Genomic DNA, 15850 nt, shown 5'->3' with positions numbered 1-15850 from the left:
CTTTTCTTCTCTAAGTATATTGCTTAAAAAAAATTAATTATTTTAATCCCAAAAGTTTACCTAATGTCTTATACTTTGTTTCTATTGCACCACGAGGACAAAGTTCCTGGCAACAGAAACACCTTATACATTTACTGTAATCCCATTTTGGAATTACTTTATTTCCTTTTTTAATAAATGATATAACTTTAGGCCTTTGTGGACAAACTTCATCACATCTTCTGCAACCAATGCATTTCGCCTCTACTACAACTGGATTTGGTGCAACCATTGAAGTTAAAAAATGAGTTACTGAAGGATTTACAAAATAAAAACTGCCCCCTTTTCTTGATAACTTAAAGTCTTTACATTTCATTGACTCTATTTTTTCACCAAGTACCACTATATCTTCTGGTAACACAGCTCCCCACTTTGAATCGAATGCTTCTTTTAAAAACGGAAGTTTTAAAACATCATTATAACCAATTAATCTTACTGCAACTGAATCTACTGCTGTTAAACATTGTCCCATAATTATAGTATCCATTTTTTTAGAATTTCCGCTTTTAGGACCATTTCCCTCCATTGCAATTATTCCATCAAGAATTGCAAAACTAGTGTTAACCAATGAATTAACATCCAGTAGCATTTTACTGAAATTATTAGCATCTGGCATTCTTGTGTGCCATATCGCCTTTTGAGTGCCCGGAATACAACCAAATTGATTTTTAACTGCTCCAGTATAATACGCCATAGCATGAGTTTTTAACTTTGGAAGTGTAATCACTACATCTGCCTCATAAGGTGCCCTAGCAATATTCCATGATTTACATAATAAAGAATTTTCAAGTGTTACATGAATATCGTCTTTAAAATCATCAAAAACGACTCCATATCTATTAGCAACCTCCATCAATCCTGATTTTTCTGCTGCTTTTCTTGAATCTCCAAACCCAGGAGAATCTCCGAATGTAATGTTTTCGCTATATTCTTTAACTATTCTAACTACAGCTTCAAAAACTGCATAATGAGTTATAACGGGTGACCCTTTTGGCTCTATACTAAGAAAATTAGGTTTTAATAAAACTTTACTGTTTTTAGGTATAAGTTTTCTTAAAAAAGAGTCTCCCCCAAGAAGTTCAAAACCTTCTCTTAATGTTTTTTCTATCAATTCTACATCATAATCTGTACATTTTAAAAGTGCAACACTTTCCATAATAACTACTCCTTTATTATTTAATTAAATCCTACAAACTTAAAATCTTGCATACTTGTGTAACTAATTGCTTATTTACCCTACATATTAAAAACTTTCCTTTTTTCTCAGTGGTAATTAGTTCTGCATTAACCAATTCTTTGATATGATGTGAAATTGTCGGAGCACCAATATTTAAACAGGAAGAGATATCTGAAACCCAACATTTTCCTCCAGCCTCGAAACCAGATTCGTGAGCCTGAGCAATTTTTAAATATAACTCTAATCTATTTTCATTTGAAAGTGCTTTAAATATTTTCGCCAGCTTTTTTGCATCCACTTTTGTACCCTCTTCCTGACAGTATTAATATTTGATAACCATCGAATTGATTTTAACTTATATTAAAGATCATGTCAATTTTAAATTATACAAAAAAAGTATCTATAGTAAGACACTTTTTCAAGTATCCTTCCTATAGGTACCATTATAATCATCTATTCACTTCTTCATCAATAGATTTTAGTTTTTGCCATGTGTAAAATTCTTTTTTAATCATAAAGCCTAGCGAACTATATAGGTTAAATGCAGCAATATTATCAGAATCCACCCGAAGTGAGACTTTAGAAAAATTATTATCCATCGCTATATTTAACAAATACCGTAAAAGTACTTTTGCATAACCAAAATTTCTATAATTTCCTATTATTCCAAAATTAACTATTATTGCCGATTTCTCTTCAATTATAATCTGCCCATAACCAATGGTTTTATTATTACATTTAATAAATATCGCACCTTTATCAAAATAATATTCTTGTATTTCATCGTAATATATATCTTCTATATTTATTGGTATTCTGTCATCATTTTTAAATATCTCATTTTGTAATAAACAACGTAATTTTTCATCTGTATTCCTTTTTACTATAGAAAAAGTAATCTCCCTGGGAATAAAGGTATTAAAATATTCAAAACACGGCTTTTCGAGTTCTCGAAATCCTTTAGTCCTATTAAATCCTAATTCACTTAAAATATCAACATTTACTTTGTTATCTTCGCATTCATAGGTTATTAAACTATTATTTACAACTGAGCCAATTAAATTCTTATAAAAGTAAATTAAATTTCTATTTTCTATCACATTCATTGAATTTATGCAACTTTGGTATTTATTTTGCTTCTCAACCCATATATATCCGATATAATTATTATCTTCCACCAGTAAATTTACATTTTTTCTCATGAATAATTTTTGAATAATATTACTATTATCATACAGATCAAAAAAATCTTTATTTGATAAACTAAAGTTAGTGTTAAATTTATTAATTTCACGAAAGTTATCAATGTTTTTTAAAGTTAGACCTATTGATTTATACATTCAGCTTTACTCCATTAATTTTTATTTTTAAATGAATTTTTATTTTTATCTCCCTACATTAGTACTATTAAATTATATTATTCTTTCTTATTTAGTATTCTTTAATTTCTGAAAATAGATGTAAAATCTCTAATACATTTATATATAACTTATTTAGACTTCATTAATACACTAGTTGTTAAATATCATAAAGAAACGTGTATGCATAATTTTATGCTACACGTTTCTTCTAATTCATTTTTAAGATAGCTTCTTTAATAATCCAGTCTGGAGTTGATGCCCCAGCTGTTACCCCTATTTGCTTAATGTTTTTATCCTTTAGAAATTCATCTGATATATCTAGTAAGTTTTCTACATGAATTGTATTTTCACAATTTTTTTTACATATTTCATAAAGCTTTGTAGTATTTGAACTATTAAATCCACCGATAACGACCATAGCATCAACCTTCTTCGAAATTTCTTCTGCAGATTTTTGACGCACTTCTGTTGCACTACAAATAGTATTAAATGCAACTATTTCCTTACTCATTTTTATAATTTTAGTTAATACATGTTCCCAAGTAACTTGTCTTTCAGTTGTCTGAGCTACCACGCATACTTTATTTTCGGTAATACCAACATCTACACCTCTTTTAAGTATTAATGCGCAGTCGTTACACCACCCGTTAATTCCAATAACTTCAGGATGATTTTTGTCTCCTACAATAATTATATGATATCCTAAGTCATAATATTTTTTTACCTTTTTATGAATATTTTCTACATAAGGACACGTCGCATCTACTATATTAAGATTAGTTTTCCTTAAAATATTTAATGTTTTTTCAGATACCCCATGTGATCTTATAATAATCGTGTCATTTTCTTTCAAACTTGTTATGTCTTCAAGTTCTATTGGATATATTAAATTTTCTTTTAAAAAATTTACAACATCATTATTGTGTATAAGTGGTCCAAGTGTGTATATTTTTTTATTGTTTTTTCCCTTTATTTCTAAAGCCTTATCTACTGCACGTTTAACTCCGAAACAAAAGCCAGCTGAATCTGCAAGTATTATTTTTTTCATTTTTTCACCCCAACAGATAAATTATTTTATAAATTTTGGACTGATTTTTAAATATTTGAATTAATATAAGATACTATTTCATTTACCACTCCATCAATATCTAAATCCGAAGAATCTATTTCTATCGCATCTTTAGCTTTTGTAAGTGGGTTAATCTCTCTGTGGGTATCAATAAAGTCTCTTTTAATAATATCTTTTAAAATAGTATTATAATCAACTTCTATACCTTTTGCCATTAATTCTTCATATCTTCTTTTTGCTCTTTCTTCACTACTAGCAGTTAAATAAAATTTAAAAGGTGCCTCTTTTAATACAACTGTACCTATATCTCGCCCATCCATAATAACATTAAATTTCTTTGCTATGTCCTTTTGAAGCTTAACAAGAATTTCTCTAATTTCAGGAACAGCTGCATACTTTGAGACATTATTACTTATATTAGGCATATTTATCATATTGGTTAAATCCTCATTGTTAACATATAAATGATCTTCTACAAAATGCATTTCTAAAGATCCCACTAATTTCACTAAATCGTGAACATTATCTTCTGAAATATTTGCATCCATAGCTTTTAATGTAACTGCCCTATACATTGCACCTGTATTAATATACATTAGATTGAATTTTTTACCTATCGTCTTGGCTATTGTACTTTTACCTGCACCTGCAGGTCCATCTATAGCAATAGAAATTTCCATTGTAATTCACCCTCCATCAATCAAAACATTACTTTAAGTATAATTAGTCTACTCCTACACTATTTCCAGCTAGATATCCTGTAGATAATGCTATTTGAAGATTATACCCTCCGGTATATGCATCTACATCAATCATTTCCCCTGCAAAATAGAGATTATCTACTACTTTTGATTTCATTGTAGACGAATCTATTTGCAAAGTGTCTACCCCTCCACTAGTTATAATTGCTTCGTCAATTGGGCGAAGCCTTTTTATAGTAAGCGGTAATTTTTGAAGTAAATTAACTAAATTTTTTCTTTCCTCTTTAGTAACAGAATTCACCTTTTTATTTTCATCAATATTAGATAATTGAATAATTGTATTAATAAGTTTGCTAGGAAGTAAATCAGTTAATGAGTTTTTAAAATCTTTATTTGCGTATTTCAAAAAATCACTTTGAATTCGTTTATCAAGTTGAATTTCACTCAAAGCTGGTTTTAAATTAATAAAAGCTTTTAATTTTTCTCCTTCTTTTACATAACAACTTCCGCTTAGGACTATAGGTCCTGAAATTCCATAATGAGTAAAAATCATTTCTCCAAACTCTTTATAAATGCTCTTATTCTTACTATTTGTAATATTAAGTTCTACGTTTTTTAGAGAAAGTCCCTGTAAATCCTTAATCCATTCCTCCTCAAGCTCAATTGGTACAAGTGATGCTTTAGGTTTAATTATATTATGTCCTAAAACCTTAGCATAAGTTAATCCTTCACCTGATGAACCAGTTTGTGGGTACGATAACCCACCAGTACATAATATAATATAATCTCCATATACATTGTTTCCAGAAGCTAGTTCGACGCCAATAACTTTCTGATTATCTCGAATTATTTTTTTTACTTTTGAATTTAATAATACTTCAACCTTTTTGTTTTTCAATGAAATATCAAAAGCTTTTATAATATCTGAAGATTTATCTGACTCTGGAAATACTCTATCCCCTCTTTCTACTTTAAGATTAACTCCTAGTTCTTTAAAAAAGTTCATAGTATCTTCATTTGTAAATGAATATAAAGAACTATATAAAAAGTTAGGATTACATGGTATATTTTCAAAAAAGTCACCAATATCCTTAGCATTTGTGATATTGCATCTACCCTTACCTGTTATATAAAGTTTTCTTCCTAATCTTTCATTTTTTTCAATGAGAACCACCTCATGTTTTGATGAAGCCGTAACAGCTGCCATCATACCTGCTGGTCCGCCTCCAATAATAATTACTTTTGCCACACAATCACTCCCCTATAATATTTACAGTTATAATTCATTATAATACATTCAAACTCATTTTCTGTATATGTAAAACACAACCTCAAAAGAGAATCCCAATGAAAGGATTCTCTTCAAACCGATTGATTAAGAATTTATCTTTCATTCTCTATCCTTATCTTTAAAAGAATAAACTTGATATTCTTCCCATATGTCCTCTAAAGTAGAAAATGTTCTTGAAATTTTTTCTTTTTCTCTTAAACCCACAGCAATAATCAATGCATTTATTACACTAAGAGGTGCTACTAAAGAATCCACAAATGATGCCATATTACTTTGGGCTATTAATGTGTAATCTGCTCTAGTCGCTAATGGAGACAATAAACTATCTGTAATTGCTACAACATTTGCATTCTTACTTTTAGCAAAAGCTAGTGCTTCAATTGTTCTTGTCGTATACCTAGGAAATCCTATTCCAATAACTATGTCTTGCTCATTAACATAAAGCATCTGCTCAAATATATCACTAACTCCATAGGCAACTACTTTAACATTATCTAAAATAAGATTTAAATGAAATGCTAAAAATTCTGCAAGTGCTGCTGAGCTTCTAAGTCCAATTATGTATATTTTTCTAGCTTTAAATAGTGAGTTAACAATATCCTCAAAAGTCTTATGATTAATTTTTTCAAGTGTAGCTCTTATATTTTCCATATCAGCTTTTAATACACCTTTTAGTGCATTTTCCTGAGTAATAAAATCATTTGATAACTCAATTCTTTGAACAGTTGTTAATTTGTTTTTAATTAATTCCTGAAGAGCTTTCTGCAGTTTTGGATAACCACTAAACCCTAATTCATTAGCAAATCTTACAACGGTAGATTCACTTACGCCTACACTAGTTCCCAATTTAGCTGCTGTCATAAATGCTGCTTTATCATAATGGTTTAGAATATATTCTGCGATTAATTTTTGTCCTTTACTTAAGCGTGAAAATTTAATTTGAATAGTCCTCATCAAATCTTGTTTGCTATCTGCCATAATCAACTCAACCCTTCCTATATTAATCCAAATAAATGAAATAAAAATTTCAAAAGATAATAAAATGAATTTTTTATTTCATTTTATCATCTTTTGAAGATGTTTTCAACGAATTATTCATTTGTATAATATTATTTTTTAGTAATAATCAAACATCATCAATATTTATGTAATTTTTTCAATTTATTTTTTCATTCAAAAAAATCATATAATGAATTCTTAAATTATAAATTCTTCAAATAATTTATTTCATCAAAAGTTAAGTTTCTCCATTCTCCCTTTTCCATATTCCCAAGTTGGATGTTGCCAACAGAAATTCTTTTCAATGCAATAACAGAATGACCTATAATATCACACATTTTTCTAATTTGACGATTCTTACCCTCATGTATTGTAATTGTAGCCCTACAATTGAATCCGATTCTTTTTGTAATTTCAAATCCAGCTTTAGCCGTAATATATCCATCAATATCCACTCCATTACAGAATGTAGATATTTCTTCCTCATTTGGACATCCTTCAAGTATTGCCATATAAACTTTGTTAATAGCCTGCCTTGGGTGAATCACCTTATTATAGATATCGCCATCATTAGTCAAAATAATTAAACCACATGTGTCATAGTCTAAACGCCCTATAGGATATATTCTTTCTTTTGTCTTTACTAAATCTAAAATAGTCTCTCTACCTTTTTCATCTTTTACAGTAGATACTATCCCTTCTGGTTTATTTAATGCAATGTAAACTTTATTTTCTTCTATATTAATAATTTTATTATCTACCTCGACACTATCTTCTTCAGGATTGATTTTATTTCCTAACTCTGAAACTACCAAATTATTTACTTTTACTCTACCAGCCGTAATTATTTCTTCACACTTTCTTCGTGATGCAACACCACATCTTGCCATAAATTTTTGCAAACGTTCTTCCACTATAACACTTCCTAATTTTATTTTTAGTACTATATACATAAGCCTTCATAAAGAATTATATAAGTATATTAATAAAAAATCAATTGCTGATAAATCATTTTTCATTTTACTTTTGTAATTACGAGATATTTTCAATATATTTCCAAGGAAATATTTTTATCAAACTATGAATTCTAATTTAATTTTAATAAACAATAAAATATAAAATTAACATCATAATATATTATAACGTTACTAATGTTATAATATATGCTAATGTAATATTTAAAAAGGAGGATTTATAATGAATTTTATTAATTACTATATGCCAACAAAAATAATATTAGATAAAGAAGTTGTATTAAAAAACAGTAACCTGTTTTCTTCTTATGGGAAAAAGGCTTTAATTGTAACTGGTAAAACCTCATCCATCATAAACGGCTCATTAAAAGATGTTACTAATGCATTAGAAAAAGAAGGCGTTGTATACTCTGTTTTTAACAATGTAGAAGAAAATCCATCTTTAGAAACTGTAGAAGCAATAGCCAAACTTGGTAAATCACAAAATGCTAATTTTATTATAGGTATCGGAGGTGGTTCTCCCATCGATTCTGCAAAAGCAGCCGGTGTGTTAATAAATAATCCAAATGCTTCCATTCATAATTTATTTGATAGTCCAAGCCTTAATTCTATACCTGTAATTGCAATTCCTACAACAGCTGGAACAGGAACTGAAACAACACCTTATGCAATTCTTACCGACAATGAAATAAAAACGAAACATGGCATATGCCAAAAAGTATTTCCGCAGTACGCCCTGTTAGACGTAAAATATTTAATGTCCTTACCAGAAAATATAACTATTAATACTTCTATAGATGCGTTGTCTCACTTAATAGAAGGTTATTTGTCCTCAAAATCAAATATAATAAGTGATGCACTAGCTGAAAAAGGGTTGAAATTATTTGGCGAATGTTTAAATATGATAAAAGAAAAGGAATTTACTTATGTCGTTCGAGAGAAATTAATGTTGGCATCATCCATAGCTGGTATGGTAATTGCACAATCAGGCACATCTCTTCCACATGGAATGGGTTATGCTCTTACATATTTTCATAATATACCACATGGAAAAGCAAATGGAATACTTTTAAAATCATATTTACAATTTTCTGAGAATAAACATAGAGTCAGAAAAATTTTATATCTATTAACTATAGAAAATTTAGATGAACTCGGTGATTTTTTAAATGACATGCTTGGAAGTATAGATAATATAAGTTATAAAGATATATGCTCATATGCGGAAACCATGGCATTAAACAAAGATAAACTAAAAAACCATCCAACACCTGTAAAAAAAGAAGATATACTAAAAATGTACAAAGATTCTTTAAATTTATAGATAGTTTTATTTATTAATAAAATAATAAGCAAAACTATTAAAAACAAGGAAGTGTAGATTTACACAACCTTGTTTTTATATTCTTTACTAATTGGCATTTAAATCAATATGACAATATCCTCCCGGATTTTTCTGCAAGTATTTTTGATGATAATCTTCAGCATCATAAAAACAAGAAAGAGGTTGTATCTGAGTAACTATAACCTTCTTATATTTACTTTGGACTTTATCTTTTGTGCTTAATATAATATCTAAATCACTTTTATCAGAGTAATAAATACCACTTCTGTACTGACTACCTATATCAGCTCCTTGCTTATTAATAGCAGTAGGATCTATTATTCCCCAAAACTTATTTAATATTTTATCTAAAGATACCAACTTTTCATCATAACTTATTAAGCAAGATTCTGCATGACCTGTATTTCCGCTGCAAACCTCATCATACGTAGGGTCCTTCTTTTTACCATTGGCATATCCCACCTTAGTTTCTACAATACCATCTATTTTTGACATATAAGCATCCACACCCCAAAAACATCCTCCGGCTAAAACTATCGTCTTCATTAAAACACCTCACTTTTTTATTATTACTGTTTATAAATTATACCACAGTCATAATATTATGTAAGTTATACAATTTGTTGCTTATTATCTAAAAACTTAAAATCTTCAGCTACAACTTCTGTGCTATATCTTTTATTTCCATCTTTATCTACATAACTACTACTTGAGAGTCTCCCAGTTATAGCAATTTGATTCCCTTTTTTTAAATGTTTACATAAAGTTTCCGCAAGACCACTCCATGCTACAATATTTATAAAATCAGCTTCAGCTTGCATATCTTTATGTTGTACCCTATTAATTGCCAATGTGAATTTAGTGTAAAAGCCTTTTCCTTCGTTAAAAGTCTTAAGTTCTAACTCTCTTGTTAATCTACCAATAATTGATACAGTATTCATTAATTATCTCCTCTTTTTTGTAGAATTTGCATTAGTTATTAATTAACTCTTAATATGACTTTATTTCTTATTGCGTAATTAAATAACTTTTTAAGATTATTGACAACAAAAATAATTTTTATACAAATAAAAATATAATTATAATCAATAGCTTTATCCCATTTATTCAATACAAAAAGACATATGTACCTATATGCCTTTTCGATAATATAATTCATTTATTAAACTTTTAGTAATGAAAATAATATGAATTAAGAATATATTCTGCATTATATCTGCCACATAACTTTCTTAAATAAAGCTTTATCTTCCCTTTATTACCCATATCCAAGATAAGTTTTGCAAAATGATTCTTTTCTTTGTCGTTAACATCATCTTTAACATACCCCCAAACATGCTCTGCAGTATTTATAAAACTTCCATCTTCTACATCAATATTTATAACCTCATCAATATACTCATAGAATTCTTTAAAGCTACATTTTTCTTTTACCATTTTACTACATTCTTTGTAATACTTATAATTTCTTTCCATTAATACATATTTATATTTTGCCCATTGTTTTTCTATAATCGTAGAATTTAATTTCTTATTTGTGCTATTTGTGCTATTAATTATAATATTACATTTTACAGCAGAAATATCCTTATCTTTCACCTCTAGCATAATATCTGGATTAAACTTCTTAACTTCGTCATAATATTCTAAAAATGATTTCACCATTATAGTATTTGAATGTGCGCCTATCTGTTTTTGTGGATTTTGCTGACTATAATGAACTTTTACATTACCATCTTTTTCTTTCCATGTTTTTATTACTTTTTTCATTATTTCTCTTATATCCTCATCCTTTTGGTGATTACACTCATGATGAAGGTTATCAAATATAACCGGTATATCAATTTTACTGCTAACATAAAGAACATCTTCAATATTAAATATTTTTCCATCGTTTTCAATAACAAGTCTATTTTTCACAGAAATTGATAGTCTTTTAAAATTCTCAATAAACCTATTTATAGCTGCATTTTTATCTCCGTAACCTCCACCTATATGCAGTATTATTTTGTTATTTGAATTTAGACCTAACGAATCTAAAAATCTACTATGATATTCTAAATCTTTAATTGCATTTTCCACAATGTCTTCTTTCAAAGCATTAAGTACCGTATATTGTCCTGGATGCATTGAAACTCTCATACCACATTTTTTTACAAACTCACCTATTTCATTTAATTCATTTTTGAAATACTCGTACCATTCAATTTCATTAATACTATGACTTGCGAGTGGAATTATATCTGAACTTATTCTAAATAGTTTTATATTAAGTTTTTCATTATTTTCTAAAATTTTTTTCAACCCTATTATATTTTCTTTTACAACATCTAAAAAAATGTCTTTTGTAAATTTCTTTAGTGTAAGACCTCTTGCTGTTCTTTCATTTATTGTTAATGGTATACAAGCATATCCTATTTTCATATTTTCTTTTACTCCTATTTTCTTATACTTATATTTTGTACAATTCACATGAGATTATACAAACCTTTATCATTTAATGCTTTCCATCTTAAGATTACAACTATATTTAGCCGTACATTACTCATTTAAACCATGTCTACACTTGATTTAAAGCAAAATCCTAAGTTAAATGTATATTTTAGAAGCCTAGTGTCTTTTTCGCTTATATAGTCTACTAGTAGGTTATTAATAGACTATATAAGTTTCATCATATATTTAAAATATATCTATTAGATCGCCAGCATTATTTTTCAATTTTTCAACTGAATGAATGTACCTATTAGTAGTTGCCAAATTTTTGTGCGCCGCAAAATCTCTAACTTTTTCTACCGTAGCTCCTGCAAGTATCGCAAGTGTGATTGCTGTATGCCTAGTAGAATGAACCCCTAAATCCTTATCTATGCCTGCATTTTTGCACACTTTTTTCATCATATAATTTAAAGTGCTTGCATTTAACTTTTCCTTATTCTTTCCATTAGTTGAATGCCCAATAAATAAATATTCCTCGCCATTCGTTACCTTATTTCTTTTAGTTAATTCAATATATTTATTAATCATAGTAAGAACATTTTGTTGAAGTTTTACTATATCTTCTTTACCACCTTTCCTTTTTACTTTTACTACATTATATCCAGTGTATGTGGTAACATGCTTTATTTTAATATTTATAATTTCAGATTTCCTTAATGCAGTAGTTAACGCAAGCACTAATATTGTTTTGTTCCTCTGTCCTAATATAGTGGATGTATCTATACTGTTTAACAAAATCTTACACTCTTCTTTAGTTAAAAACTCAGTCTCTTTATTATTTATCACTGGTTTTTCTTCTTTTAGATTTCCAAATGGATTATATTTGATTATATGAATACCTGTAGAATTATCTTGGTATTTTAATAGCCACTTATACAAAGCGCTTAATGATGATACTTTCCGATTTATAGTTGCAGATGACATATTTTTATCCATCAATTTCATAATAAAATTTTGTGTATGTAATATAGTAACTTTTTTAATATCATCTATACTAATATCCAAAATAGAACTTACACAAAAAAAATCCTTTATATCACGTTCATAACTTTTAGATGTATAAATACTTTTTCTAGATTTAATCTCAAGAAAATATCTTATAAAATTTTCATTATCTAACTTTAAATCTGAATTATAATTAAATCCAATAATTTCACTTTTCATAAATATTCTCCTTTAAAACTTTTGCTTTTTTATAAATTTTAAAAAGCTGCAAACAGTAAGTTAGCAGCTTTTTAAAATTTACAGGTATTAATTATTCTTCTAAAGAATTGATTAATTTTACTATTTCTTCTAATGCTAATTTTTCATCAACACCATTTGCTATAACGTTTACAGCTACATTGGACCCAACACCTAATGATAAAATACCTATTAAACTTTTAATATTGGCTTTTTTACCCATAAATTCTATGCCTATATCCGATTTGAATGAAGCTGCTTTTCTTACTAATAATGTAGCTGGTCTAGCATGCAATCCTTTAGGATTATGAACTATAACTTCCTTTGTTACCAATTTACTTCACCTCAATATTTTATTATTAGTATGAACTAACATAAAACAAATCATCATTAGTTCATGCTATCATAATATCATTAATACCTATGCAAATCAATTTTAAATAATGCTAACAAAACTTTCTATTCTATCTAGTCCTTTTTTTATATTTTCCATTGAAGTCGCATATGATAGTCTAATAAAATTATCTGCTCCGAATGCTATCCCAGGAATGACTGCAACCTTTTCCTTTTCAAGCAAAAGTTTTGAAAAAGAAATTGAATCCTTTATAACTTTTCCATTAATTAATTTGTTTAGTATCTTACTTATATTCACCATAACATAAAAAGCACCTTCTGGTTCTATACAAGACAAACTATTAATACTATTAATTCTTTTTACCATATAATTTCTTCGTATTTTAAATTGTTTTACCATATCATGCACATCTTCTTGTTCTCCATTTAAAGCTTCAACTGATGCATATTGAGCAATTGAATTTGGATTAGAAGTAGTATGGCTTTGTATATTTGACATTAATGTTATGATTTCTTTACTTCCTGCTGCGTACCCTATTCTCCATCCTGTCATAGCATAAGCCTTAGACAAACCGTTAATTACTATAGTCCTTAAGTAAGCATCTTCAGAAAGACTTGCTATACTAATATGAGCATTAGTTCCATATAATAGTTTCTCATATATTTCATCTGATATTATTAGTAAGTTATTTATTTTTGCAAACTCAGCAATATTCATAAGTTCTTCCCTTGAATACACAGTTCCTGTAGGATTATTGGGACTATTTAAAATTATTGCTTTAGATTTTTTAGTTACTACCTTATTAAGGTTTGTAATTGTTAACTTAAATTTATTGTTTTCTTCTGTTTCGACAAAAACAGGTACTCCATCAGATAATTTAACTAATTCCGGATAGCTAACCCAATATGGAGTTCCAATTATAACTTCATCCCCAGGATTTATTATAGCTTGCAAAACATTAGCTAAACATTGTTTTGCTCCAGTTGAAACTATAATTTGATCTGTTATGTAATTTAAACTGTTATCTTTTTTAAATTTTTTTATTATTGCTTCCTTTAATTCAATAATACCTGAAGCAGCAGTATATTTTGTCATTCCTTCGTTTATTGCCACAATAGCTGCTTCTCTAATATTCTTTGGCGTATTAAAATCAGGTTCACCGGCCCCAAACCCTATTACATCAATACCATCAGCTTTCATTTTTTTTGCTTTTGCAGTTATAGCTAATGTTAAAGATGTTGATATTTTACCAGCTTTTTTAGATAATACCATTTTTTACCTCCAATATATATTAATTGTATATTTCACATTAATATTCTTTTGTTTTTTTAATAAACAATATAATTCATGCTGTACTAATATATCATTATTTTTTTATGATGTAAATGGAACAAATTATTTGCGATTACAAATTTTATCTATTGCATCAATAGTCAATACTTTGCGCAAAAAAAATCCTCTTAAGATTTAGAAGTATTCTAGATTTTAAGAGGATTTATTATTATATGTTTTTATTTTGCATAATCAATAGCTCGTGTTTCTCTAATTACATTCACCTTAATTTGCCCTGGATATTCAAGTTCATTTTCAATTCTCTTAACTAGATTTCTCGCCATTTCAACGGCACCAGCGTCATCTATTACATCTGGTTTAATCATAATTCTAACTTCTCTTCCAGCTTGGATAGCATATGATTTTTCCACACCTTCATAAGAATTTGCAATTTCCTCTAGTTTTTCTAACCTTTTAATATATGCTTCTAAAGTTTCTCTTCTTGCACCAGGTCTTGCAGCTGATATAGCATCTGCTGCTTGAACTAGTATCGCTTCAAGAGATTGTAACTCAACATCTCCATGATGTGCTGCAATAGCATTCACTACAATAGGTGACTCATGATGTTTTTTAGCAATTTCCGAACCTATAAGTGCATGTGGTCCTTCAACTTCGTGGTCCACAGCCTTACCTATATCATGAAGTAACCCACATCTTTTAGCAAGTGTTGGGTCAATTCCAAGTTCTGATGCCATAAGTCCTGCTAAGTACGAAACTTCTATAGAATGCTTTAATACATTCTGACCATAACTAGTTCTGTATTTAAGTCTTCCAAGTAACCTAATAATTTCTGAATGAAGCCCATGAACTCCCGTTTCGAAAGTCGCTTGTTCTCCCTCTTCTCTTATATCGTTCTCAACCTCTTTTTTTGCTTTTTCTACCATTTCTTCAATCCTTGCAGGATGAATTCTTCCATCCACTATCAACTTCTCAAGTGCAATTCTTGCAACTTCTCGTCTTATAGGATCAAATGCCGAAAGAATTACTGCTTCAGGAGTGTCATCTATTATTAAATCTACGCCTGTAAGTGTTTCTAGCGTTCGAATATTTCTACCCTCTCTGCCGATTATTCTTCCCTTCATCTCATCATTTGGAAGAGAAACCACATGAACTGTTGTTTCTGCAACATGATCAGCTGCACATCTTTGTATAGCATAAGTAATAATTTCTCTTGCCTTTTTATCTGCTTCTTCTTTAGCTTTAGTTTCAATTTCTTTTATCATAATTGCAGCATCGTGTTTAATTTCTTTTTTTATTTCTTCTAACAATACTTGTTTTGCTTCATCAGATGTTAATCCTGATAATCTTTCTAATTCTCCCCTTTGTCTTGTGTATAAATCTTGTACACTTGTTTCTACTGTCTCAATTTCTTGTTGCTTTTTATTAATATTTTCTTCTTTTCTCTCTAGCACATCACTTTTTTTATCTAAAGATTCTTCTCTTTGGATATTTCTTCTTTCTAACCTTTGAACTTCATTACGTCTTTCTCTTGATTCTTTTTCTAAATCAGTTCTAAGTCTGTGAACTTCTTC

15 protein-coding genes and 1 pseudogene are annotated in these 15850 nt (G+C 28.6%); 1 reads left to right on the top strand and 15 read right to left on the bottom strand.

The annotated features are described in order from the left end of the window. Nucleotides 1-37: 37 nt before the first annotated feature. The 8 genes and pseudogenes from Q0649_RS01225 to Q0649_RS01190 form a co-directional block, all read right to left on the bottom strand. Nucleotides 38-1195, bottom strand: a complete 1158-nt coding sequence (locus Q0649_RS01225; protein WP_298836413.1) for a DUF362 domain-containing protein — start codon at nucleotides 1193-1195, stop codon at nucleotides 38-40. Nucleotides 1196-1226: 31 nt separating this feature from the next. Then, on the bottom strand, nucleotides 1227-1514 hold the full coding sequence (locus Q0649_RS01220) for a helix-turn-helix transcriptional regulator (protein ID WP_298836412.1): 288 nt from the start codon (nucleotides 1512-1514) through the stop codon (nucleotides 1227-1229). Between the two features lie 151 nt (nucleotides 1515-1665). Next, nucleotides 1666-2556 carry a GNAT family N-acetyltransferase gene (locus Q0649_RS01215; RefSeq protein WP_298836411.1) on the bottom strand — a complete coding sequence of 297 codons (891 nt, stop codon included), beginning with the start codon at nucleotides 2554-2556 and terminating at the stop codon, nucleotides 1666-1668. Between the two features lie 232 nt (nucleotides 2557-2788). Then, nucleotides 2789-3625, bottom strand: a pseudogene (locus Q0649_RS01210) (4-hydroxy-3-methylbut-2-enyl diphosphate reductase); the annotation flags it as partial. A gap of 47 nt (nucleotides 3626-3672) precedes the next feature. Continuing rightward, nucleotides 3673-4332 carry a (d)CMP kinase gene (cmk, locus tag Q0649_RS01205; RefSeq protein WP_298836438.1) on the bottom strand — a complete coding sequence of 220 codons (660 nt, stop codon included), beginning with the start codon at nucleotides 4330-4332 and terminating at the stop codon, nucleotides 3673-3675. 37 nt (nucleotides 4333-4369) lie between these two features. Further along, nucleotides 4370-5596 (bottom strand): NAD(P)/FAD-dependent oxidoreductase, encoded by a 1227-nt coding sequence (locus tag Q0649_RS01200; RefSeq protein WP_298836410.1) that lies wholly within the window; start codon nucleotides 5594-5596, stop codon nucleotides 4370-4372. 141 nt (nucleotides 5597-5737) lie between these two features. Next, on the bottom strand, nucleotides 5738-6616 hold the full coding sequence (locus Q0649_RS01195) for a MurR/RpiR family transcriptional regulator (protein WP_298836409.1): 879 nt from the start codon (nucleotides 6614-6616) through the stop codon (nucleotides 5738-5740). A 224-nt stretch (nucleotides 6617-6840) separates the two neighbouring features. Further along, a complete protein-coding gene (locus Q0649_RS01190) occupies nucleotides 6841-7551 on the bottom strand; it encodes a pseudouridine synthase (RefSeq protein ID WP_298836407.1) in 711 nt (236 codons plus the stop codon). Nucleotides 7552-7834: 283 nt separating this feature from the next. Here Q0649_RS01190 and Q0649_RS01185 point away from each other — a divergent pair, with 283 nt between their 5' ends. Next, complete coding sequence (locus Q0649_RS01185; protein ID WP_298836405.1) at nucleotides 7835-8935, top strand: iron-containing alcohol dehydrogenase family protein; 1101 nt, start codon at nucleotides 7835-7837, stop codon at nucleotides 8933-8935. Between the two features lie 87 nt (nucleotides 8936-9022). Here Q0649_RS01185 and msrA read toward each other — a convergent pair whose 3' ends face one another. The 7 genes from msrA to rny form a co-directional block, all read right to left on the bottom strand. Continuing rightward, a complete protein-coding gene (gene msrA, locus Q0649_RS01180) occupies nucleotides 9023-9502 on the bottom strand; it encodes a peptide-methionine (S)-S-oxide reductase MsrA (RefSeq protein WP_298836403.1) in 480 nt (159 codons plus the stop codon). Between the two features lie 65 nt (nucleotides 9503-9567). Then, complete coding sequence (locus Q0649_RS01175) at nucleotides 9568-9897, bottom strand: single-stranded DNA-binding protein (protein WP_298836402.1); 330 nt, start codon at nucleotides 9895-9897, stop codon at nucleotides 9568-9570. 229 nt (nucleotides 9898-10126) lie between these two features. Next, nucleotides 10127-11380, bottom strand: coding sequence for a UV DNA damage repair endonuclease UvsE (gene uvsE, locus Q0649_RS01170; RefSeq protein WP_298836400.1), 1254 nt, complete (start codon nucleotides 11378-11380; stop codon nucleotides 10127-10129). A gap of 255 nt (nucleotides 11381-11635) precedes the next feature. Then, complete coding sequence (locus Q0649_RS01165) at nucleotides 11636-12613, bottom strand: tyrosine-type recombinase/integrase (RefSeq protein ID WP_298836398.1); 978 nt, start codon at nucleotides 12611-12613, stop codon at nucleotides 11636-11638. A 91-nt stretch (nucleotides 12614-12704) separates the two neighbouring features. Continuing rightward, entirely contained in the window at nucleotides 12705-12965 is a 261-nt protein-coding gene (locus Q0649_RS01160) for an HPr family phosphocarrier protein (protein WP_298836396.1), read from the bottom strand. Between the two features lie 102 nt (nucleotides 12966-13067). Beyond that, nucleotides 13068-14258, bottom strand: coding sequence for a pyridoxal phosphate-dependent aminotransferase (locus tag Q0649_RS01155; protein ID WP_298836394.1), 1191 nt, complete (start codon nucleotides 14256-14258; stop codon nucleotides 13068-13070). A 239-nt stretch (nucleotides 14259-14497) separates the two neighbouring features. Next, nucleotides 14498-15850 (bottom strand): ribonuclease Y (gene rny / locus Q0649_RS01150; RefSeq protein ID WP_298836392.1); only part of this gene is annotated, 1353 nt, incomplete at its 5' end.

Origin of the sequence: uncultured Clostridium sp. (assembly GCF_937920395.1) — a bacterium.
In the GTDB taxonomy this organism is placed as follows: Bacteria; Bacillota; Clostridia; order Clostridiales; family Clostridiaceae; genus Clostridium_AD.
This window is presented reverse-complemented; position numbering and strand designations above follow the sequence as displayed.

Excerpts from the sequence above, each read along its gene's own strand:
- Q0649_RS01225 (WP_298836413.1), bottom strand. The coding sequence starts at position 1,195 with ATGGAAAGTGTTGCACTTTTAAAATGTACAGATTATGATGTAGAATTG.
- Q0649_RS01215 (WP_298836411.1), bottom strand. The coding sequence starts at position 2,556 with ATGTATAAATCAATAGGTCTAACTTTAAAAAACATTGATAACTTTCGT.
- Q0649_RS01195 (WP_298836409.1), bottom strand. The coding sequence starts at position 6,616 with ATGGCAGATAGCAAACAAGATTTGATGAGGACTATTCAAATTAAATTT.
- Q0649_RS01185 (WP_298836405.1), top strand. The coding sequence starts at position 7,835 with ATGAATTTTATTAATTACTATATGCCAACAAAAATAATATTAGATAAA.
- msrA (WP_298836403.1), bottom strand. The coding sequence starts at position 9,502 with ATGAAGACGATAGTTTTAGCCGGAGGATGTTTTTGGGGTGTGGATGCT.
- Q0649_RS01175 (WP_298836402.1), bottom strand. The coding sequence starts at position 9,897 with ATGAATACTGTATCAATTATTGGTAGATTAACAAGAGAGTTAGAACTT.
- uvsE (WP_298836400.1), bottom strand. The coding sequence starts at position 11,380 with ATGAAAATAGGATATGCTTGTATACCATTAACAATAAATGAAAGAACA.
- Q0649_RS01165 (WP_298836398.1), bottom strand. The coding sequence starts at position 12,613 with ATGAAAAGTGAAATTATTGGATTTAATTATAATTCAGATTTAAAGTTA.
- Q0649_RS01155 (WP_298836394.1), bottom strand. The coding sequence starts at position 14,258 with ATGGTATTATCTAAAAAAGCTGGTAAAATATCAACATCTTTAACATTA.